Origin of the sequence: uncultured Citricoccus sp. (assembly GCF_937871995.1) — a bacterium.
In the GTDB taxonomy this organism is placed as follows: Bacteria; Actinomycetota; Actinomycetes; order Actinomycetales; family Micrococcaceae; genus Citricoccus.
The window spans coordinates 71,859-92,726 of record NZ_CALMQR010000055.1; the positions used below are offsets into that span (position 1 = coordinate 71,859).

At 71.4% G+C, this 20,868-nt stretch carries 17 protein-coding genes, 4 tRNA genes and 1 riboswitch; of the genes, 13 read left to right on the top strand and 8 right to left on the bottom strand.

Annotated elements, in window-relative coordinates; translation table 11 throughout:
- The first annotated feature begins 168 nt into the window (after positions 1-168).
- Complete coding sequence (locus Q0283_RS05820) at positions 169-498, top strand: DUF6504 family protein (RefSeq protein WP_010142480.1); 330 nt, start codon at positions 169-171, stop codon at positions 496-498.
- On the top strand, positions 498-4,289 hold the full coding sequence (dnaE, locus tag Q0283_RS05825) for a DNA polymerase III subunit alpha (protein ID WP_183525604.1): 3,792 nt from the start codon (positions 498-500) through the stop codon (positions 4,287-4,289). Before Q0283_RS05820 ends, dnaE begins: the two co-directional genes overlap by 1 nt.
- Positions 4,290-4,300: 11 nt before the next feature.
- Here dnaE and Q0283_RS05830 read toward each other — a convergent pair whose 3' ends face one another.
- On the bottom strand, positions 4,301-4,963 hold the full coding sequence (locus tag Q0283_RS05830; RefSeq protein WP_298043636.1) for a dihydrofolate reductase family protein: 663 nt from the start codon (positions 4,961-4,963) through the stop codon (positions 4,301-4,303).
- A gap of 372 nt (positions 4,964-5,335) precedes the next feature.
- Here Q0283_RS05830 and Q0283_RS05835 point away from each other — a divergent pair, with 372 nt between their 5' ends.
- The 5 genes from Q0283_RS05835 to Q0283_RS05855 all read left to right on the top strand — a co-directional run bounded on the left by Q0283_RS05835 (position 5,336) and on the right by Q0283_RS05855 (position 11,867).
- Positions 5,336-7,507 carry an HNH endonuclease signature motif containing protein gene (locus Q0283_RS05835; protein ID WP_298043638.1) on the top strand — a complete coding sequence of 724 codons (2,172 nt, stop codon included), beginning with the start codon at positions 5,336-5,338 and terminating at the stop codon, positions 7,505-7,507.
- Between the two features lie 293 nt (positions 7,508-7,800).
- Positions 7,801-9,825: a threonine--tRNA ligase gene (thrS, locus tag Q0283_RS05840; protein ID WP_298043640.1), complete on the top strand. Its 2,025-nt coding sequence runs from the start codon at positions 7,801-7,803 to the stop codon at positions 9,823-9,825.
- A 29-nt stretch (positions 9,826-9,854) separates the two neighbouring features.
- On the top strand, positions 9,855-10,475 hold the full coding sequence (locus Q0283_RS05845) for an HIT domain-containing protein (RefSeq protein WP_183528332.1): 621 nt from the start codon (positions 9,855-9,857) through the stop codon (positions 10,473-10,475).
- Positions 10,475-11,119 carry a phosphatidylinositol phosphate synthase gene (gene pgsA, locus Q0283_RS05850; RefSeq protein WP_298043642.1) on the top strand — a complete coding sequence of 215 codons (645 nt, stop codon included), beginning with the start codon at positions 10,475-10,477 and terminating at the stop codon, positions 11,117-11,119. The genes Q0283_RS05845 and pgsA overlap by 1 nt, the downstream gene beginning before the upstream one ends.
- The gene (locus tag Q0283_RS05855) at positions 11,112-11,867 is read left to right on the top strand and encodes a GPP34 family phosphoprotein (protein ID WP_183525615.1); all 756 of its coding nucleotides are present in this window, start codon (positions 11,112-11,114) and stop codon (positions 11,865-11,867) included. The genes pgsA and Q0283_RS05855 overlap by 8 nt, the downstream gene beginning before the upstream one ends.
- A gap of 17 nt (positions 11,868-11,884) precedes the next feature.
- On the opposite strand, the gene ybaK is transcribed toward Q0283_RS05855, so the two are convergent.
- Genes ybaK through Q0283_RS05870 form a run of 3 tightly spaced genes read right to left on the bottom strand, consistent with a single transcriptional unit; the run spans position 11,885 to position 13,784 of the window.
- A complete protein-coding gene (gene ybaK / locus Q0283_RS05860; RefSeq protein WP_298043645.1) occupies positions 11,885-12,388 on the bottom strand; it encodes a Cys-tRNA(Pro) deacylase in 504 nt (167 codons plus the stop codon).
- Entirely contained in the window at positions 12,385-12,885 is a 501-nt protein-coding gene (locus Q0283_RS05865) for a SufE family protein (protein WP_298043647.1), read from the bottom strand. Before Q0283_RS05865 ends, ybaK begins: the two co-directional genes overlap by 4 nt.
- Complete coding sequence (locus tag Q0283_RS05870; protein ID WP_183525625.1) at positions 12,882-13,784, bottom strand: sulfurtransferase; 903 nt, start codon at positions 13,782-13,784, stop codon at positions 12,882-12,884. The genes Q0283_RS05865 and Q0283_RS05870 overlap by 4 nt, the downstream gene beginning before the upstream one ends.
- A gap of 277 nt (positions 13,785-14,061) precedes the next feature.
- Between Q0283_RS05870 and zapE the strand changes: the two genes are divergently transcribed.
- Positions 14,062-15,162, top strand: a complete 1,101-nt coding sequence (gene zapE / locus Q0283_RS05875; RefSeq protein WP_183525628.1) for a cell division protein ZapE — start codon at positions 14,062-14,064, stop codon at positions 15,160-15,162.
- Positions 15,163-15,292: 130 nt separating this feature from the next.
- Here the strand turns inward: zapE and Q0283_RS05880 are convergent.
- The 4 genes from Q0283_RS05880 to Q0283_RS05895 form a co-directional block, all read right to left on the bottom strand.
- Positions 15,293-15,366 (bottom strand) — tRNA-Gly (locus Q0283_RS05880).
- Positions 15,367-15,399: 33 nt separating this feature from the next.
- Positions 15,400-15,471: transfer RNA gene (locus Q0283_RS05885), tRNA-Val, on the bottom strand.
- 68 nt (positions 15,472-15,539) lie between these two features.
- Positions 15,540-15,610, bottom strand: a tRNA-Cys gene (locus Q0283_RS05890).
- 18 nt (positions 15,611-15,628) lie between these two features.
- Positions 15,629-15,702 (bottom strand) — tRNA-Gly (locus tag Q0283_RS05895).
- 162 nt (positions 15,703-15,864) lie between these two features.
- Here Q0283_RS05895 and Q0283_RS05900 point away from each other — a divergent pair.
- Genes Q0283_RS05900 through rpe form a run of 5 tightly spaced genes read left to right on the top strand, consistent with a single transcriptional unit; the run spans position 15,865 to position 20,564 of the window.
- Positions 15,865-16,767, top strand: a complete 903-nt coding sequence (locus tag Q0283_RS05900) for a cytochrome (RefSeq protein ID WP_298043651.1) — start codon at positions 15,865-15,867, stop codon at positions 16,765-16,767.
- Positions 16,764-17,321, top strand: a complete 558-nt coding sequence (gene def, locus Q0283_RS05905) for a peptide deformylase (RefSeq protein WP_298043653.1) — start codon at positions 16,764-16,766, stop codon at positions 17,319-17,321. The genes Q0283_RS05900 and def overlap by 4 nt, the downstream gene beginning before the upstream one ends.
- Positions 17,318-18,331, top strand: a complete 1,014-nt coding sequence (locus Q0283_RS05910; RefSeq protein ID WP_298043655.1) for a methionyl-tRNA formyltransferase — start codon at positions 17,318-17,320, stop codon at positions 18,329-18,331. Before def ends, Q0283_RS05910 begins: the two co-directional genes overlap by 4 nt.
- Entirely contained in the window at positions 18,328-19,875 is a 1,548-nt protein-coding gene (locus tag Q0283_RS05915; protein WP_298043657.1) for an RsmB/NOP family class I SAM-dependent RNA methyltransferase, read from the top strand. The genes Q0283_RS05910 and Q0283_RS05915 overlap by 4 nt, the downstream gene beginning before the upstream one ends.
- Positions 19,875-20,564 (top strand): ribulose-phosphate 3-epimerase, encoded by a 690-nt coding sequence (gene rpe / locus Q0283_RS05920; RefSeq protein WP_010142497.1) that lies wholly within the window; start codon positions 19,875-19,877, stop codon positions 20,562-20,564. The genes Q0283_RS05915 and rpe overlap by 1 nt, the downstream gene beginning before the upstream one ends.
- Positions 20,565-20,657: 93 nt before the next feature.
- Positions 20,658-20,801: riboswitch (FMN riboswitch) on the top strand.
- Positions 20,802-20,868 lie beyond the last annotated feature (67 nt).

The window sequence follows — 20,868 nt, forward strand, 5'->3', positions numbered from 1 at the left end:
GGGAGTACGGCCGGACCTTCCCCTCGGACCGCTACCTCCCACCGCCAGGCCGGGTCATCCCCGGTTCCGGTTCGCCGTTCCTTCCCAGACGGCCGGACCGGAGCCACCGTGGACCCCGGCACCGACGGCACTGAGAAGGCACGACGAGAAGGACGGGTATCAGGTCCCATGGGAATCTTCACGCAATCGGTCACGGTCGCCTGCACGACCGCGGGGGTGCCGCTGCACCTGGGGTGGAACGGCCGCGACTACGTACTGGCCGCCGAACCGGTGCGCTGGTACGAACGACGGCGCTGGTGGACCGAGGAACACCGGGCCGAGCGAGGCCGCGGCGCGGGGCTGGTGGACCACGAGGTCTGGCGGGTGCAGGTGCGCCTGGAACGGGCCCGCAACTCACCGCTGCTCACCCTGGACATCTCCCACCACCTGGACTCGGGCCGGTGGCGGCTGGTCCGCATCCATGACGGCGCCGCCGTGCGCCTGAGGGAGAGCGCCTGATGGGCGGTACCCCCGGGTTCCCCCATCTGCACGTAGCCAGCGCCTTCAGCGCCCATTACGGGGTGTCCTGGCCCGGTGAGCTGGCCGCGGCGGCCGCCGCGGACGGCGCCGATCTCCTGGCCTGCACCGACCGGGACGGCCTGTACGGCACCGCCAAGCACGTCGGGGCCTGCCGGGAACACGGCCTGGACCCGGTCATCGGCGTGGACCTGGCGGTGCACCGGGGATCCGACCACACCGGCACGGGGGTGCTGGACAGCGCCGGCCGGGTGGTCGTGCTGGCCCGTGGGGGGACCGGGGGCAGCGGCTACCGTGCCCTGGTCCGGCTGGTCTCGGCGGCCCACGCCCACACCACGGGCGGGTCCGCCGGGGGCACGCCGTACGTGACGATGGACGAGCTGGCCGGCTGGGCCGCCGGCCCCCACCACGGCGCCCCACCGGAACTGTTCGTGCTGCTGGGACCGGGATCCGACGTCGGGCAGCTGATGGCCGCGCGCAGGTACACCGCCGGCCGGGCGCTGCTGCGCCGCTGGAAGGCCGCCCTGCCGGCCGGGTCGCTGCGGGTGGAGGTGGTCTGCCACCTGTCCCCGCCCGGGGAGAAGCTCTCGGCCGCGCACGCCGTGAAGATGCTCCGCGCGGCCCGGGACGCCCGGGTCCCGGCGGTGCTGACCAACGCGGTACGGTACGCCACCCCGGACGGTGCCGCCACCGCCGACGTCCTCGATGCCGCCCGGGCACTGAGCTCCCTGGAGGCCCTGGCCGACCTCCAGCCCAACGGGCAGGGCTGGCTGAAGCCGGCCGGATCCATGCACCAGGTGGCCCGCGAGGTCTGCCGCGCCGCCGGGGCAGAGGGCGCCGGCGCGTTGCTGGAGGCCACCCATGCCCTGGCCGACGCCTGCCGGATGGACCCCGGACCGGACCTGGGCTGGGGGCGGCCCACGGTACCGGAGGCCTCGGTGATCGGGATCGACGGCGACCCGGTCACCGCCCTGCGCCAGCGCACCCTGACCGGGGCCCACGCCCGCTTCCCGCAGCTGTACAGCGGCAGCCGGTTCTCGTCGTCGCGGGCCGGCCGGGACCTGGAGGACCGGCTGGAACACGAACTGGGGATCATCACCCGGCTCGGCTTCGCCAGTTACTTCCTCACCGTGGCCGAGGTGGTCCGGATGATCGAGGACCTGGGGGTCCGGGTCTCGGCCCGGGGCTCCGGGGCGTCCTCGCTGGTCAACCACTTGTTACGGATCTCGAACGTGGACCCGATGCGGCACGAGCTGATCTTCGAGCGCTTCCTGTCCCATGACCGCTCCACCCTGCCGGACATCGACGTGGACGTGGAGTCTGCCCGCCGGCACGACGTCTACGCGGCGATCTTCACCCGGTTCGGGAACGAGCGCACCACGCTGATGAGCATGCAGAACGGCTACCGGGCCCGCGGGGCGGTCCGGGACGCCGGCATGGCGCTCGGGATGGACGCCGAACAGGTGGACACGATCGCCAAGCAACTGTGGCGGTTCTCCGCCTCGAGCTTCCGCGAGGCGATGGGCCGGATGCCCGAGCTGCGCGGGTTCGCCGAGCAGGTCGAGTCCGGGCGGGCCGCGGGACAGCAGCAACTGGACCTGCTGGTGGACCTCACCGAGCGGTTGGACCGGTTGCCGCGGCACATCGCCATGCACCCGTGCGGGGTGATCCTGGGGGACCGGACACTGCTGGACCGGACCCCGGTGCAGCCCTCGGGCATCGAGCTGCCCATGAGCCAGTTCGACAAGCACGACATGGACCCCATGGGCATGCTCAAGCTGGATGTGCTCGGGGTGCGCATGCAGTCCACGATCGCCTACACGCTGGAGGAGATCGAGCGGACCACGGGGGAGCGGGTCGACCTGGAACGGGTGCCGCTGGACGACGAGGCCACGTTCGGGATGATCCGCACCACCCACACCCTGGGGATCTTCCAGATCGAGTCACCGGGCCAGCGGGAGCTGATCGGGAAGCTGGCCCCGGTCGAGTTCAACGACCTGATCATCGACATCTCCCTGTTCCGCCCCGGTCCCATGCAGTCGGACATGGTGCGCCCGTTCCTCGAGCAGCGCCACGGCTTCGCGGCGGCGAGGTACCCGCACCCGGACCTGGAACCGGTGCTATCCGAGACCCACGGGGTGACCGTCTTCCACGAGCAGGTGCTGCGGACCCTGGACACCATGACCGGCTGCGGACTGGCGAAGGCCGACGAGTTCCGCCGACAGATCGGTGGACCGCAGGAGGAGGTCGTGGAGGCCTACTTCCGGGCCGCGGCGCTGGAGAAGGGCTATCCCCTGGACGTCATCGACGAGGTCTGGGGCACCCTGCACGCCTTCGGCTCCTTCGGGTTCTGCAAGGCCCACGGGGCGGCCTTCGCCGTGCCCACCTACCACTCGGCCTGGCTCAAGACCCACCACCCCGAGGCGTTCCTGGCCGGGATCTTCGAGCACGACCCGGGCATGTACCCGCGCCGGCTGATGATCGCCGAGGCCCGCCGCATGGGCATCCCCGTGCTCCCGGTGGACATCAACGCCTCCACGGAGAGGTTCCGGATGGAGTGGGTGCCGGCCCACCCGGAACTGCCCGGTGGTCCTGCACGTCCCGGGCATTCCCGGCATCCCGACGGCAGCCGGTGGGGCATCCGCCTGGCGCTCACCTCAATGTCCGGGCTGAGCGAGCGCGAGGTCCGGCGGATCGTGGCCGGACAGCCGTACGCCTCGCTGGCCGACGTGCGCGACCGCGCCCGGCCCACCCGGCGCAACCTCGAGCGACTGGCCCAGCTGGGGGCGCTGGACTGCCTGCTGCCCCCCGGCGGGGCCTCGCGCACCGACCTGGTACACCACCTGGAGCTGCAGCACGCCGGGGGATCGGCGGGCATGCTCGGCGAGGCCCCCACCGGGCGGAAGCGGACGGCGGGACCCCGCCAGGTGGACGGGCAATTGTCCCTGGACCTGCCGGACACCGAGACGGAGGCGATCGTGCCGATGTTCCCCGCCCCGAGCCGCGACCAGATGGTGCGCACCGAACTCGACCTGACCGCCATGGACACCACCGCGCACCTGATGGACTCGCACCGGCCCTACCTGGACGCCCTCGGGGTCACGGCGGCGGAGGACCTGCTGAGCCTGCGCTCGCAGTCCCGCGTGCTGGTGGCCGGGGTGCGCGTGGCCACCCAGACCCCGCCGATGCGCAGCGGCAAGCGCGTGGTCTTCATCTCCGTGGACGACGGGACCGGCTGCGTGGACGCCTCGTTCTTCACGGAGGCCCAGCACGAGACCGGGGAGATGCTGTTCTCGGCCCGGTTGCTGCTGATCGAGGGCACCACCCGGCGGACCGGGCCCAAGGCGATCAGCCTGCAGGCCATCCGCGCCTGGGACCTGCACCGGCCCGAGGCGCTGCCGGACCCGGACTACCTGGACAGCACGCGCGAGCAATGGCGGGCCTGGCTGCGCCGGGACCGGTCCGCCGCCCGGTCCGGTGGCGCCCGGGAACCGGTCCCCTGGGGTCCCGGGGCCCGGCGCCGGCTCGTCGCGGCCGGTGCCGGGTCCGCTCCGGACGCCGGTGCGCCCCGGGACATCCCCCACCACGACACCGGCGACTGGCCGGTCAGGGTGCGCGGCGCCGTCGGGCTCCCGCCGGAGAGCTCGGCGACCGGCGGTGACCGCCGGGGGAGGGGCATCCAGGGCGCCGGGGTGCGCGAGCTGGACATCCACCGGCCCGTGCCGGTCCCGCACCCGGAGACCTGGGAGCTGCTGCCGACGCCGGAGGAGTGAACCGTCCTCCGTCAGCGCCAGAAGAAGTAGTGTTCCACGCCGCTGGGGCTCGGGACGCTCTCGTGGTGGAACCGGTCCTCCAGCTCCACGGGGCTGGACCACAGGCGCAGTCCGTCGCCGAACTCGACGGGCGCGACGGCGACGTGCAGGTCGTCGATGAGGCCCGCCTCCAGGAACTGCAGGACGGTGGTGACGCCACCCCCGATCCGGACGTCCTGGCCCCCGGCCGCCTGCAGGGCGACCTTCACTGCCTCTTCAGGGCTCGCATCGAGGAAGTGGAACGTCGTGTCGCTGAGCGAGAACGACGACCGGGGATGGTGGGTCAGGACGAAGACCGGGGTGCGGAACGGCGGATCATCACCCCACCAGCCCCGCCACTCCTCGTCCGGCCAGGGGCCCCGGATCGGGCCGAACTTGTTGCGCCCCATGATCTCCGCGCCGATGTTGTGCGTGAAGTCGCGCACGATGTGGTCGTCCAGGCCGCGGCTGCCGCCCGGATCCGTGCGGTTGGGCCAGCTGTCGGTGGCCCCGGCCCAGCTCATGAGCGGAGCCGGGTCAAGGTCACCGAAAGGGCGCTCCAGGGTCTGGTTGAACCCGGCCGCGATGCCCTCGCGGGAGACCGCGAAGTTCTGCACGCGGACGCGGGGCGGCCGTGGATGGCGTGTGCTGGACATGACGGTGTCCTCCGGAATCGGGGTGGGAAGGGGAGGTGGGGCTCGGTACCGCGGTCTACCGGGCGGTTGCGCCAGTGGCCACCCAGCGTAGGGAAGGCGCTACCGTGCGGCTAGGCGCCGGGTGCGGTGCCTCAGGAGCAGGCCGTCCGTACTCCACACCCGACGCGTCAGCCCCGCTCATCCACACATGACCGACAGGCTCTTACCGCGTCCGCGATGCATAGTCGAATGTATGTACTAGAGGACGCCATACGGGCCGGAGCCAGGCTGCCGCCCGGACAAGGATCATCGGCTGGCCTCGGAGCAGCGACCGTGAAGGGGAGCAACGGCCGTGAAGGATCAGCGGTAACGATGAACGGGAAGGAGGAGACCATGGGCGGGCGGATCCCGGACGAATTGTCGGACTGGAGTCTTCCCGATCTCCTCGATGCAGCCCGGGCCTTGGTGGGCGAGCTGGCCGGCAGAATCGGCGACCCGATGCTCGTGGAGCGCTTACCGCACTTCCCCTCCAACGACCGACTGCATCCGGCCGATGAGTGGGGACTGCATGCGGATGTCGTGGAGGACATCAGCTTCGAGGACGCCATGGCGCAGACTCCGGTCGAGGTCCCGCCGCCCCGGGGAACGTTCCCCGAACTCCACACGTCCGTGGAAGAGCTGGGCCGGGTCGTCGATTCGGCGCGGACCGCGCTGGCCGGTCACACGGACAGGCTGTTCGACGAGCACGCGAGCCGGAAGGAGATCCTCGGCATTCCCGAAGGCAAGTCCGCCTATCGCGATGCCGTGGACTACCTGAGGGAGCACCTGCGCATCTCCCGTCGGCACGCCAGGTCCCGGATCGAGCGATCCCGGTACGTCCTGTCCACCCCGACCCTCGATCGCACTCAGGCAATGCCTCCCCGGTTGCCGATCCTGTCGCGAGCCGCCTCGGAAGCAGACCTGGACCCGGCCGCCGTGGACGTGATCGCATCCACCCTGGCTGGCGCCCGGGCGGAGTCGACGGACGCGAAGGTGGCCCCTGCGGACGTGGACCAGCTGCTCGTCGAGGGGGAACGGTCTCTGGTGAGCTCTGCCCGAGTCCTCGACCCGGACGCACTGGGCACGGTCTGCGCGCACTGGCGGATCCGTTTCGACGCGCTCGTGAACCCGGACGGGGCCGAGCCCACCGAGAGCCGGCGGCGGGCTGAGCAGGGGCTGTTCTACCGGGGCCGGCGGACGGGTTTGCATCGCTGGTCCTTAGTGGCCACCGATGGCCAGCACGAAGTCCTCAAGACCCTCGTCTCAGCCGCCTCGAACACCCGAGCGCAGAGTTCCGCGCCGTCCAACCCCGCCGGTGCCGCTTCCACCCCGACTGACTCCATACCAACCGCCGCTTCCACTCCCGCCGGCGACTCCATTCCAACGGCGGAGTCCGCGAGTCCGGCTCGGCAGGCCTGCACCACGGGACCCACGAACACCTCTCGTGCAGGCAAAAGTTCCAGTGCGAACAGCGGTGTCGATACGGTCGTCGACGTCGACATCGAGGCCGACCTGGAGGCAACGCTCGATGGTGACCGTGTAACCGGCGGCGTCCGTGATCCTGATGGCATGGACGGGGCCGACGTGTTCTCGGACCCCGGCATCCTGTGGGCGCAGCAGCTACGGGCGGCAAGGGAGCTCGAGGCCCAGGCAGAGACAGAGCGCGCCGCACGGTACGCCGCCGCGGCGGCCGGCGAGCCCGCGGGTTGGAACACTCCGGTCAGTGACCCCGATGACCTGGACGAACGGACCCGGAGCCAACAAGAACTGGACGGAATGATCAGCGCACTGACGGGTGCCCTCGCCCTCACCGCCGGAACCGACGCTCCCGACGGTGGTGGGGGAGCCCGGCCACAAGTACTCGTGACGATCGACTACCAGACGTTGTTGGACCACACCTTCCGGCCGCCGTCGGAGCTCCCGGCTCGACGATCATCGAGCGGGTCCGCTCCAGAGGCCTGCCCGGAGCCCTGCTGCGACTCCAGTCTGGAAGCGGAGCCCCGGAGTGGCATGAGTCCGGAAAGCGCCAATGCCTCGTTCAGGGACGATGGATCGGGAGAGCGTGGGAGCCGGTTCAGTTCGGCGGCCTACGTCGGCGAGATCAGCCCCACCACCATTCGCGCTTGGGCGTGTGACGCTGAACTGATCCCCGTCGTCCTGGGAGGTGAGGGTGAGGTCCTCGACCTGGGCCGGTCCCGGAGACTGTTCACCAGGAAGCTGCGCCGTGCGATCACGGCCCGGGACGGTGGCTGTACCGCGCCGGGCTGCACCATTCCGGCGCCGTGGTGCGAGGCCCACCACGTCGAGCACTGGGAACACGGCGGGCCAACCTCCGTGGACAACGGTGTGCTGTTGTGCTCGCACCATCATCACGCGGTGCACGCGGGAGCATGGACGATCTCGATGCGCCATGGCGTTCCCTGGTTAATTCCCGCCGCATACCGGGATCCTTCCCAGCGCCCCCGCCGCAACACCTACTGGCGCCCCGAGGCGGCTGCCGAGGATCTGCTCGGGATCCGAACCTGACGTCGAGGCCTGGCATGCTGGACGGCACTCCGCCACCAGGAGATCCATGATGCGTCTGGACTGGCCGAGGACAACTGTTGAGGGGACCACTCCCGGAGGGGGACTCCGAGGTGATTGCCCCGGGTGGCCCGGATGGGGATGAGGCGAGAACAGGGGATCAGGCGCTCGCGGACGATCAGGCGGGTGCCGCGGACTGGCCGCCCGACCTGCGGCCCTGCCCTAGAATGGCCCGTGGCTGGCGGTGGCCCCCGTATGCCACCAGCTGTGAAGCCCCAACCAAGGAGGAATGGCCCGTGTCCGAGGCGCTGCAGAGCGAGCAGATAACCATCACCGTCAACGCCGAACAGCGGGAGGTGGCCCTGGGATCCACCGGCACGGAGCTGTTCGCCGACGAGAAGACCACCGTCGTGATGCGGGTGAACGGTGAGCTGCAGGACCTGAGCCGCCAGATCCCGGCCGGGGCCGACGTCGTCGGCGTCGACATCTCCGAACAGGACGGCCTGAACGTCCTGCGCCACTCCGCCGCCCACGTGATGGCCCAGGCCGTGCAGCAGCTGCGTCCGGGCGCCAAGCTGGGCATCGGGCCGTACATCACGGACGGCTTCTACTTCGACTTCGACGTCGAGGACCCGTTCACCCCCGAGGACCTCAAGGCCATCGAGAAGCTGATGCAGAAGATCATCAACTCGAACCAGTCCTTCGCCCGCCGCGTCGTGAACGAGGACGAGGCCCGCGAGGCCATGGCCGCGGAACCCTACAAGCTGGAACTGCTCGGCAAGCAGGACCAAGCGGACGCCGTCGGCGAGGGGGCCAACATCGAGGTCGGCGCCGGCGAGATCACCATCTACGACAACGTGGACCGCAAGTCCGGCGAGACCGTGTGGTGCGACCTCTGCCGTGGCCCGCACCTGCCCAACACCAAGCTGATCTCCAATGCCTTCGCCCTGACCCGTTCTGCCGCGGCCTACTGGCTCGGCAACGAGAAGAACAAGCAGCTGCAGCGGATCTACGGCACCGCCTGGCCCACCAAGGACGACCTCAAGGCCTACCAGGAGCGCCTCGCGGAGGCCGAGCGGCGTGACCACCGCAAGCTGGGCGCCGAGATGGACCTGTTCTCGTTCCCGGACGAGCTCGGCTCCGGTCTGCCCGTCTTCCACCCCCGCGGCGGCATCATCCGCAAGGAGATGGAGGACTACTCCCGCCGCCGGCACACGGAGGCCGGTTACGAGTTCGTCTACACCCCGCACATCACCAAGCAGCACCTCTACGAGGTCTCCGGGCACCTGGACTGGTACGCGGACGGCATGTTCCCGCCCATGCACATCGACGAGCAGCGTGACCCGGTCACCGGCGAGATCAGCAAGCAGGGGCAGAACTACTACCTCAAGCCGATGAACTGCCCGATGCACAACCTGATCTTCGCCTCGCGCGGCCGGTCCTACCGTGAGCTGCCCCTGCGGATGTTCGAGTTCGGCGCGGTCTACCGGTACGAGAAGTCCGGAGTGGTGCACGGCCTGACCCGCGTGCGCGGCATGACCCAGGACGACGCCCACATCTACTGCACCCGGGAGCAGATGAAGGAGGAGCTGGCCACCACGCTCACCTTCGTGCTGGACCTGCTCAAGGACTACGGCCTGAACGACTTCTACCTGGAACTGTCCACCAAGGACCCGGAGAAGTTCGTCGGTGACGACGAGGCGTGGGAGGAGGCCACCCGCACCCTCGAGGAGGTCGCCACCGCCTCCGGGCTGGACCTCGTTCCGGATCCGGGTGGCGCCGCCTTCTACGGCCCGAAGATCTCGGTCCAGGCCAAGGACGCGATCGGGCGCACCTGGCAGATGTCCACGATCCAGCTCGACTTCAACCTGCCCGAGCGTTTCGACCTCGAGTACCAGGCCGCCGACGGTACCCGCCAGCGCCCGGTGATGATCCACCGCGCGCTGTTCGGCTCCATCGAGCGCTTCCTCGGCGTGCTCACCGAGCACTACGCCGGTGCCTTCCCGGCGTGGCTGGCCCCGGAGCAGGTCGTGGCCATCCCCGTGGCCGAGGCCTTCAACGACTACCTCGCGGAGGTCGTCGCCACGCTCAGGGCCCAGGGCATCCGCGCCCACCTCGACGACGGCTCGGACCGGTTCCCGAAGAAGATCCGCACCGCCTCCAAGGAGAAGGTGCCCTTCGTGCTCATCGCCGGCGGCGAGGACGCGGAGGCCGGGGCCGTGTCCTTCCGCTTCCGGGACGGCAGCCAGGACAACGGCGTGCCCGTGGCCGAGGCCGTCGAGCGCATCGTGAGCGCCGTGAGGAACCGGGAGATCCAGTGACGTCCCAGCCGGGGCAGCAGGGAGAGCCGGTGCCGGAGCGGGAGGCCGGGCCCGACGGCGGCCCGCGCACCGACGACTTCCAGCTCGCCGGGACGCCGGACGGCTTCCAGCGACTGTGGAACCCCCACCGCCTGGCCTACGTCCGCGGGGGACAGGACCAGGTCCGCGACGAGTCGACGTGTCCGTTCTGCGCGGCGCCGACGCGGTCGGACGAGGAGTCCCTCATCGTCGCGCGCGGGACCACGGCCTACGTGTTGTGCAACCTGTACCCGTACAACGCCGGGCACCTGCTGATCTGTCCCTACCGCCACGTGCCGGACTACACCGACCTGACGGTGGAGGAGACGGCGGAGCTGGCCCGGCTGGCGCAGATCGCCATGACCGCCCTGCGGGAGACCTCGGGTGCCACCGGGTTCAACCTGGGCATGAACCAGGGCAAGGCCGGTGGCGCGGGCATCGCCGCGCACCTGCACCAGCACGTGGTGCCCCGGTGGGGCGGTGACGGGAATTTCCTGCCGATCATCGCCCAGACTAAGAACATCACCATCACCCTGGACACCGTGCGGACCGTCGTGGCCGAGGCCTGGGCGGAGGCCGAGGCCGCCTTCGACGCGCGGCAGGCGGCGACCGCCGGCGGGTCCGGTACCTGATGCTGAACCGCCACGCCAGGACGCTGTTCACGCGGATCCTCACGCCGCTGGCGAGGTTCCTGCTGGACCGCGGGGTCACGGCGGACGCCGTCACGATCGCCGGCACCCTGGGCGTGGTCCTCGGTGCCCTGGTGCTGTACCCGGCCGGGGAGCTGTTCTGGGGCACGGTCGTGATCACCCTGTTCATCTTCTCGGACGTCCTGGACGGCGTGATGGCCCGGCTGGCCGGAAGCCCGGGGGCCTGGGGGAGCTTCCTCGACTCGACGCTGGACCGCGTGCAGGACGCCGCGGTGTTCCTGGGCCTGATGCTCTGGTTCTTCGGACCGGGCGACCTCGCGCCGGCCGGCACCGCCGCGGCGGCGTGCCTGATCCTCGGCCAGCTGGTCTCCTACGTCCGGGCCAAGGCCGAGTCGCTGGGGTTCGACGCGAACACGGGGATCGCCGAACGCGCCGAGCGCCTCGTGGTCACCCTGGTCTTCGCGGGGCTGACGGGCCTCGACCTGGAGCCCTGGGTCCTGACCGGGGCTCTCGTCCTGCTCGCCGCGGCCTCGGCCGTCACGGTCGGGCAGCGGGTGGCCGCGGTCTACCGCCAGGCAGGGGGGCGTGGCGCCTCGGACCGTGCGGCACAATGGGGGCATGAATGAGGCCATCAAGGACACCAACGAACCTCTCACCGAGCGTCCCCTGAACCTCCCCGAGTACTTCCTGCTGCTGTGCCTCGATGACGAGAAGGGCCGGCTGCTGCTGGACGGCCCGACCGTCGGCCTCGGACTGGCCGGCGCCGCGCTGGCCGACCTGGCCCGCCGCGGCCGCCTGAAGGTCACCCAGACGACCGTGCAGAGCATCGACCGGCCGGAACAGGTCTTCACCGGCGACCCCAACCCTCCGGCCTGGGCGCACACCACGGACCTGGAGTGGCCCCTCGAGCAGGTCTGGGACATCATCCGGGCCTTCACCCGGCACCGTGATGCCGAGCAGTGGATCAACCGCTTCTCCCGCCAGTCCCTGCGGGACGCCGTGGCCGCCTCGCTGGTCAAGCGCGGGATCCTGGAGGAGGACGAGAGCATCGTGCTCTGGGTGTTCCACCGCACCCGCTACGTGGAGAAGGACCACCACTTCGAGAAGGAGCTCAAGAACACCCTCCGGTCCGTCCTGCGCGGGACACAGCCCGCCGACGACGTCACCTGGCCGCTGATCTCCCTGATGCGCAGCACGCGCCTGCTGCACCGGCTGTTCCCCGACTCGGACAAGGAACACATCCGGGCCGCCGCCCTCACGCCGGTGGGCAGCCCCGGCACCACGAATTCCGTGTCCGAGGTGCTCCAGGCCACCGAGAACGCGATCGCCGAGGCGCTCACGGCGACCACGGGCGGTGCCTCCGCCCTGGATTGACGGTCCTGCGCGCGGCCTCAGCGCGGCGCCGCGATCCTCGCCACCACCGCTGACGTCACCGCCACCAGGTCCCGTGGCACGAGCCTCACCTCCAGGCCCCGCTGCCCGGCGGAGACGTGCATCCGGGGCAGGTCGAGGGCGGAGGAGTCGACGACGGTCGGGACCGGGTTCCTCTGGCCCACCGGGGAGATGCCGCCCACCACGTAGCCGGTGCGGCGCTCCGCGAGGGCCGGATCGGCCAGGGCCACCTTCTTGACCCCCAGCGCGAGGGCGACGGCGCGCAGGTCCAGGGAACCGGAGACGGGAACGACGGCGGCCGCGAGCGAGCCGTCCGGGAGCTGGACCATCAGGGTCTTGAACACCTCCGCAGGCTCGAGCCCCAGCGCCGCGGCGGCCTCGGCTCCGTACCCTGACCGCGGCGACACCGCGGACTCGAAGCCCATCACCTCGTGGTCGACGCCGGCCCGCTCCAGGACGCGCAGGGCCGGCGTCGCCGCCGACCGGGACGGCCGTCCGCTCACCCCGCCGACTGGCCGGCGAGCTGGTCGGCGATGTTGCGCTTGATCCGGCCCAGCATGGCGGACATGCCGCGCAACCGCAGCGGGGTCAGGGCCTTCTGCAGGCCCAGCCGGGAGGAGAGGTCCTCCGGGATGGCCAGGACGGTCGCGGCGGTCAGGCCATCGAGTCCCTGGGCGAGCACCGAGGCGAAGCCGCGCGAGGTCGGCGCCTCCGGTGGTGCGGAGATGAACAGGCGGACGATCGAGTCCGGCGACGCCGAGCCGGCACCGGGGGACTGCGCCTCCCGGTCCTGCGTGTCCTGGAGCTCGACGGCGAGGAAGAGGGGGGACTGGCACTCGATGACCTGTTCCATCTCGTCCTCGTGCCCGGCGTAGCGCTCCGGCAGCGCGGGGAGCTCATCGGAGAACTCGAGCAGCAGCTCCAGCTTCTCCGGGTCCGGCACCGACTGGAAGTCCTCGATGATCCCCCGGAGCGTCTCGGGGAGCGCCGTGGTGGTCATCGCGGCAGCTCGCCGCGGTCCTCGCCGACCGCGATGGGCAGGCGTACGGAGTTGCCCCACTCGGTCCACGAGCCGTCGTAGTTGCGGACCTTCTCGTAGCCGAGCAGGTGGCGCAGCACGAACCAGGTGTGCGAGGACCGCTCGCCGATGCGGCAGTACGCCACCACGTCGTCGGACTCGCCGAGGCCGGCGTCCTGCGCGTAGATCTGCTCCAGCTCCTCGCGGGACTTGAAGGTCCCGTCCTCGTTGGCGGCCCTCGCCCACGGCACGGAGGCCGCGGTGGGGATGTGCCCGCCGCGCAGGGTCCCCTCCTGCGGGTAGCCCTCCATGTGGGTGGTCTCACCGGTGTACTCCAGCGGGGAGCGGACGTCGATCAGGGGCTTGCCGAAGTGGCCCAGGACGTCCTCGCGCGAGGCCCGCTCGGTGGTGTCGTCGCGCTCGGTGACCGGGTACTCGGCCGGCGAGACCTGCGGGACGTCCCGGGTGGTCTCGCGGCCCTCGGCGATCCACTTGTCCCGGCCGCCGTTCATCAGGCGGGTGTCCGGGTGGCCGTAGAGGGTGAACACCCACAGGGCGTAGGCCGCCCACCAGTTGGACTTGTCCCCGTAGAAGACCACGGTGGTGTCCCGGGTGATCCCCTTGGACCCGACCACGCGGGCGAACTCCTCCGGGCCGATGAAGTCGCGCGTCACCGGGTCGTTGAGCTCGGTGTGCCAGTCGATCTTCAGGGCACCGGGGATGTGTCCCGTGCTGTAGAGCAGCGTGTCCTCGTTGGACTCCAGGACCACGACGTTCTCGTCCTGGAGGTGATCGGCGACCCACTGGGTGGACACGAGCTTGTCCGGGTGCGCGTATCCGCTGAACTCGTCAACGCCTGCGGTGTCTGCGGTGGTCGTCATCCTCGGCAGTGCCTTTCGCTTCGCGGGTCCCCGCGGGAAGGTGCTGCGGGGCGGTGACCGTCACGGGCCGTGTCCACCCTATCGGTGGGGGACGCCGGTCGCCGGTGGACGGCCATCGGTGTTCACATTACGCCACAATATCGCGTGGTAATTGGACAGGGTGCCGGCAGGTGCTCCGAGCCCGCGCGCGTGGCCCGGGGCAGCGGGCGCGCACCGGTAGAGTTGCCCTGTCCTCACCCCCCTCACGCCTCTCTACACCGCCAGGACGGAGCCGCTCGTGGCCGAGATCGTTCACCTCGCCGACCGCACCCCGCAGGTGTCCGCAGAGGACCTACTGGCCGGATTCCACCCGTCCTACCGCTTCGGCGAGGTCTCCTTCGACACCTACATCCCCGACCCGACGCACCCCTCGCAGGCCGAGGCCGTGCATCGGCTGCGGGACTTCGCGGCTTCCATCAACGGCCGGGGCGGTGGCGCCGAGTCCGGGGGCGGTGGGTTCCTGGGCCTGTTCAAGGGGCGGGACAAGCGCTCGGGGAACGGCCGCGGCGGGCGCGGGGGCAACGGCGCGTCGGCCACCGGCATCTACCTCGACGGCGGCTTCGGGGTCGGCAAGACCCACCTGCTGGCCTCGCTGTGGCACGCGGCCCCGGGGCGGAAGGCGTTCGGCACGTTCGTCGAGTACACCAACCTCGTGGGCGCCCTGTCCTTCCGCAAGACCGTGGACGTGCTCAAGGAGTACACCCTGGTCTGCATCGACGAGTTCGAGCTCGACGACCCGGGCGACACCGTCCTGATGTCCCGGCTGATGCGGGAACTCGCCGACGCGGGCGTGCGGCTCGTGGCGACCTCCAACACGCTGCCCGGGTCGCTGGGGGAGGGCCGCTTCGCCGCGCAGGACTTCAAGCGCGAGATCCAGGTGCTCGCCGAGCAGTTCGACGTGATCCGCATCGACGGCGAGGACTACCGCCACCGCGGGCTGGCCGCGGCGCCCGAGCCGCTGGCCGACGACGCGCTGATGGAGATCGTCGGGGAGCGGTTCCCCCAGGCCGGGGTCGTGTCCCAGGACGACTTCTCCGCCCTCACCGCGAACCTGTCCCGGGTGCACCCGAGCCGGTATCGCGCGCTGGTGGAGGACATCGACGTGATGGTGCTGCACGGGGTGGAGACCATCACGGAACAGGCGATGGCTCTGCGCTTCGTCGTGCTGGCAGACCGCCTCTACGACAAGGACGTGCCCGTCATCGCCTCCGGGGTGCCGTTCGACCGGTTGTTCACGGAGGAGATGATGAACGGCGGTTACCTGAAGAAGTACTTCCGCACGGTGTCCCGCATGACCGCACTGGTCCGTGAGGGGCAGATGGGCGAGACGGGCCTGTAACGCCCCCGGGCCCGGCCGGTCCGCCGGCTGGGCCCGCGGCGACCGCACCCGCCTCGCGGGACACCAAGGACAGCGGGGACAGTGGGGACAGCAGAAAGGCCCTCCCGGTCGGGAGGGCCTTTCTCGAGGGAGCGGATGACGAGATTCGAACTCGCGACCTCCACCTTGGCAAGGTGGCGCTCTAGCCAACTGAGCTACATCCGCGTGGCCGGTCTGCCCCGGGGGGCGTTCCGTCCGTGCGCGATACTGGGATCGAACCAGTGACCTCTTCCGTGTCAGGGAAGCGCGCTACCGCTGCGCTAATCGCGCTGGGGGTTTCCGGTGACCCGGAATCCTTCAGCTGCAGGTCCCCATCCTAGCGGATGGCGACCGATGCGAGGTGGGGACGGGATTCGAACCCGCGTACACGGCTTTGCAGGCCGTTGCCTCGCCTCTCGGCCACCCCACCAGGGTTGGGAGACTTGCGAGCGGATGACGAGATTCGAACTCGCGACCTCCACCTTGGCAAGGTGGCGCTCTAGCCAACTGAGCTACATCCGCACAGAAAACTGGTGACCGGAAGAACCAGTCACCGTGATTTCCAACGAGAGATGACTCTACTGCACGTTCGGGCCGATCGTCCAATCGGCCCCACGGCCCGCGTGTTCACCCTGTCCGGACGCGGCCCTTACCGTGTCCGGACGGATGGGAGAATGGATGACCATGACGCAGCCCCGACTCGCCCACCAGACCGAATACGGCCGCATGTACGCCCGCAGCCTGGACGGCGTGCCGGAGGTCCCCTCCATCACCACGGTGATCGGTCAGCAGGCGGCCGACCTGAGCGGCTGGGCGGGCCACATGGCCGCCACTGCCGTCATCGAGGACCCGCGCCTGCCCCAGGTCGTCGGTTCCCGGCCGCAGCTGAAGTCGGTGGCACGGCAGGCCTCCAGCGCGGCCGAACGGTACCGGGACGAGGCGGCCGCACGAGGGGACCGCGTCCACGACTACGCCGAACAGGTCGGGCTGCGGGCGCTGGGCCGGCCCCACCGCACGGCCGAGGTCCGTGCAGTGCTGGCCGACCACGGGGAGGGCGCCTACGCGGACCGCTTCGACGAGTGGTGGGACCTCTACGACGTCCGGCCCCTGGCCACCGAGCTGACCGTCTGGAACGCGACCGTGGGCTACGCCGGGACCCTGGACCTCGTCGCCACCATCGGCGGACGGACCTGCATCATCGACTACAAGACCAAGGGCACCACGCGCGACGGCCGGGTGAAGCCGCTGGACGCCAAGGTCGTCATGCAGCTGGTGGCCGGGCTGCGCGCCGAGGAGTCCCTCGTCGATCCGGCGACCGGCACGTGGGAGCCCTGGCGCTACGGGGACGCGCCGGTCCTGCTCGGCGTCGCCTTGGGCCAGACCGAGGTCGTCGCCCACCAGGCCAACCCCGAGGTGCTCCCGGCCCACTGGCGGAAGTTCTGGGCCCTGCGCCAGGTCTGGGGCTACTCCCAGATCGCCGACAGCGCCGGCCCGGCACTGCGGCCCATCGGACCCCCTCCGGCCCAGGCCCCCGGACAGGCCCCTGCCGCCGGCCACGGGACGGACGCGACTAAGGTGGGCGCGTGAGCGTCCTTCCCATCCGCACCTTCCCCGACCCTGTCCTGCGCACGCCTGCGGCCGCCGCCGGGCCGGACCGGACCGACCTGCACCGACTGGTGCAGGACATGTTCGAGACCATGGACGACGTCGGCGGCGTCGGCCTGGCCGCCCCGCAGGTCGGCGTGGAGCTGCGCGTCTTCACCTTCGACGTGGAGGGCCGGCGCGGACACGTGATCGACCCGGTCCTGTGGACCTCCGGGGAGCTGGTCACCGAGCCCGGCGAGGGCTGCCTGTCCGTGCCGGGACTGCACTACAACCCGGAGCGGTACTCGGAGGCCGTCGTCACCGGCGTCGATGCGGACGGCCAGCCCGTGGAGTACCGGGGGCAGGGCCTGCTCGCCCGGTGCTTCCAGCACGAGGTCGACCACCTGGAGGGCCGGCTCTACATCGACCGGCTGACGGGGGAGGACCGGAAGGACTCACGGCGCAGACTGCGTGACCGCGCCTACGGCCAGGTGTCGGGGACCACGCAGGCTGACCGCGCCAAGTCCGTGAACTCGAGCTTCGGGGGTGCCCGGTGAGCGCCGCCCGCGCGGACTTCCGCGTCCTGTTCGCGGGGACCCCGCAGACGGCCGTGCCCTCCCTGGAGGCCCTGGTCCAGGCCGGGTTCTCGGTGGTGGCCGTGCTCACCCGCCCGGACGCCCCCGTGGGCCGCAAGCGGACGCTGACGCCGTCGCCGGTCGCGGCGCGGGCCGCCGAGCTCGGGATCCCGGTCCTGCACGCCTCCCGGCTCAGCGGGGAGCCCGGCCGGGACACCCTGGACCGGATCGCCGCACTGGACCTGGACGCGGCCGCCGTCGTGGCCTACGGGGCCCTCGTGCCAGCGGCGGGACTGTCCCTGCCGCGTCACGGCTGGGTGAACCTGCACTTCTCGCTGTTGCCCGCCTACCGGGGCGCGGCGCCGGTGCAGCACGCCATCCTCGCGCAGGAGGCCGTGACCGGCGCCTGCGTGTTCCAGCTGGAGGACGGCCTGGACACCGGCCCGGTCTTCTCGCGACTGACACGGGACCTCGAGCCGGGGGAGACCGCCGGCGAGGTGCTGGCCGACCTCGCCGTCAGCGGCGCCGCGCTGCTGTCAGAGACCCTCGCAGGGATCCAGGACGGAACCGCCCGGGCCGAGCCCCAGTCCGGGGAGCCGACCCTGGCGCCGAAGCTCGGGCAGCAGGACGGTCACGTCGACGCCGCCCAGGCCGCTGCTGCGGTGGCGGCCCGCATCAACGGCACCACGCCGGAACCGGGTGCGTGGGCCCTCCTGGCCGGCCCGGCGCCGGCCGACGGCCCGGTACGGATCAAGCTCGTCGGTGCACGGCCCGAGGCGGTGCCCACCCCGGAGGGGAACGCCCCGGCGGGCCCGCGCCGGCCCGGGGAGCTCGTGGTGGGCCGGAAGGCCGTCCACCTCCAGTGCGCCGACGGCACCATCCGCCTGGAGAGGGTCCAGCCGGCCGGGAAGAAGGTCATGGCCGCGGCCGACTGGGCCCGCGGACTACCCGAGGGGGCCCGGTTCCTGACCGGGGCGGAGGAGGCACGGTGAGTGAGCGGAACAACCGGGGACGGCCCGGCCGGGGTGGCGGCGAGCGGGGCGATGAACGTCGCGACGACCGCGGCCGGACGCGCAACCGTGGCACCTCGGGCGGGCCACGGAAGTACTCCGCCACGGCACCCTCCCAGCGTCGTCGCTCGGCGGACCCGTCCCGGCTGGCGGCCTTCGAGACACTCACCGCGGTCAGCCGCGACGACGCCTACGCCAACCTCGTCCTGCCGTCCCGGATCGCGGCACACCGCCTCGACCGCCGGGATGCCGGGTTCGCCACCGAGCTGGCCTACGGGGCCCTGCGGGGCCAGGGGTTCTACGACGCCGTCCTGGCCACCTGCGTCGACCGGTCCCTGGACCAGCTCGACCGCCCCGTGCTCGACGCGCTGCGGCTCGGGGCCCACCAGTTGCTCGGCATGCGGGTACCCGCCCATGCCGCCCTGGACGCCACCGTGGCCCTCGTCCGGGACCAGGTCGGCGCGGGGCCCTCGGGCCTGGTCAACGCCGTGCTGCGCAAGGTCAGCGCCCAGGACCGCGAGGCCTGGCTGGAGCAGCTGGCACCGGCCCCGGGCGACGACGACGCCCTGGCGATCCGCCACTCACACCCGCGGTGGATCGTCCGGGCGCTGCGCCAGTCGCTGGCCAACCACGGCCGTCCCACGAACGAGCTGGACGCCCTCCTCGAGGCGGACAACGCCGCCCCCGTCGTGAACCTGGTGGCGCTTCCCGGGCTCGGCGACCTGACGCCGGTCCTCGAGGCCGGTGCCGAGCCCGGCGCCCTCGCCCCGGAATCGGCGCTCTACCGGGGCGGCGACGCCGGCCGGTTGCCCGGGGTGCGGGAGGGCACGGTCCGCGTGCAGGACGTCGGTTCGCAACTGACCGCTCGCGCCCTGGCCGGGGTGGAGCCGGGGGAGGCCACGGGTGAGCGCTGGCTCGACCTCTGCGCGGGCCCCGGGGGCAAGGCGGCCCTGCTGGCCGCCCTGGCCCATCAGCGGGGGGCCACCCTGCTGGCCAATGAGGTCGCCGGACACCGCGCGACGCTCGTCGAGCAGGCCCTGGCCGCGGTGCCGCGGACGGCGTGGTCGGTCCGCTGCGGCGACGGACGGGACGTGGGCGGCGAGGTCCGGTCCGGTCAGCGTCAGCCGTTCGACCGCGTCCTGGTCGACGCGCCCTGCACCGGACTGGGATCCCTGCGCCGCAGGCCGGAGTCGCGATGGCGGCGCCAGCCCTCCGACCTGGGACCGCTCACCGAACTCCAGCGCCAGCTGCTCGACTCCGCCGTCACCGCACTGGCCCCCGGCGGCGTCCTCGGCTACGTGACCTGTTCGCCGCACCCGGCCGAGACCGTGTTCCAGGTCCAGGACGTGCTCAAGCGGCACCCGGAGCTGGAACTGCTGGACACCGTGGGCGCCCTCGACGCGGTGGCCACCGGCGACGTCTCCGGTGCGGGGACCGCCGGCGCACCGGGCACCGCCCAGCTCTGGCCCCACCTGCACTCCACCGACGCCATGTTCATGGCCCTGTTCCGCAAGGGAGCCTCGTGATGACCCACGCCATGCCGCACCGCGCCGAGCACACCCGGGGGATCCACATCCACCCGTCGATCCTGTCCGCCGACTTCGCCCGGCTCGCCGAGGAACTGCAGCGGATCGGCGGAGCGGACGCGGTGCACGTGGACGTCATGGACAACCACTTCGTGCCGAACCTGACGTTCGGGCTGCCGGTGGTGCAGGCCATCCGCTCCGCGACCGACCTGCCCCTGGACGTCCACCTCATGATCGAGGACGCCGACCGGTGGGCTCCGGGCTACGCGGAGGCCGGGGCGGAGTCCGTGACCTTCCACGCCGAGGCCTCCGTGGCACCGATCCACCTGGCCCGTGAATTGCGCCGGCACGGCGCCCGGGCGGGGATGGCGATCAAGCCCCAGACCGCCGTCGAGCCCTACCTGGACATGCTCGCGGACCTGGACATGCTCCTGCTGATGACCGTGGAACCGGGCTTCGGCGGTCAGTCCTTCCTCGATGAGGTCCTGCCGAAGATCCGGCGCGCCCGCGAGGCCCTGGACGGTTCCGGCGTCCCGGTGGCGCTCCAGGTCGACGGGGGCATCACCGAGGACACCATCCTGCGCGCCGCCGAGGCGGGGGCAGACGTCTTCGTGGCCGGCTCGGCCGTGTACGGCGCCGAGGACCCGGCGGGCGCCATCGAGGCGTTGCGGCGCGCGGCCCTGGGCTGACCACCGCGGGGCCGGCGGGCCCCCATGACGCAGTGAGACATGGAACACGTCGCCTGCACGGGATGCGCGCCCAGACGTGGCACAATGGGGTCCAACGTGCTCCGGGGTCGGTGAGAATCCGAACCGGCGGTCAAAGTCCGCGACCCGCGAGTCGGCCTGCATCCGCAGTGCCGATGGACGGTTGAACCGGTGGAATTCCGGTACCGACAGTTAAAGTCTGGATGGGAGAAGCACGTGCAGCCCCGCCGTTCGGCGTGGAGTCGGAACCGTCATGGTCCGCACCCACTCCGAAGGGCGGACTCGC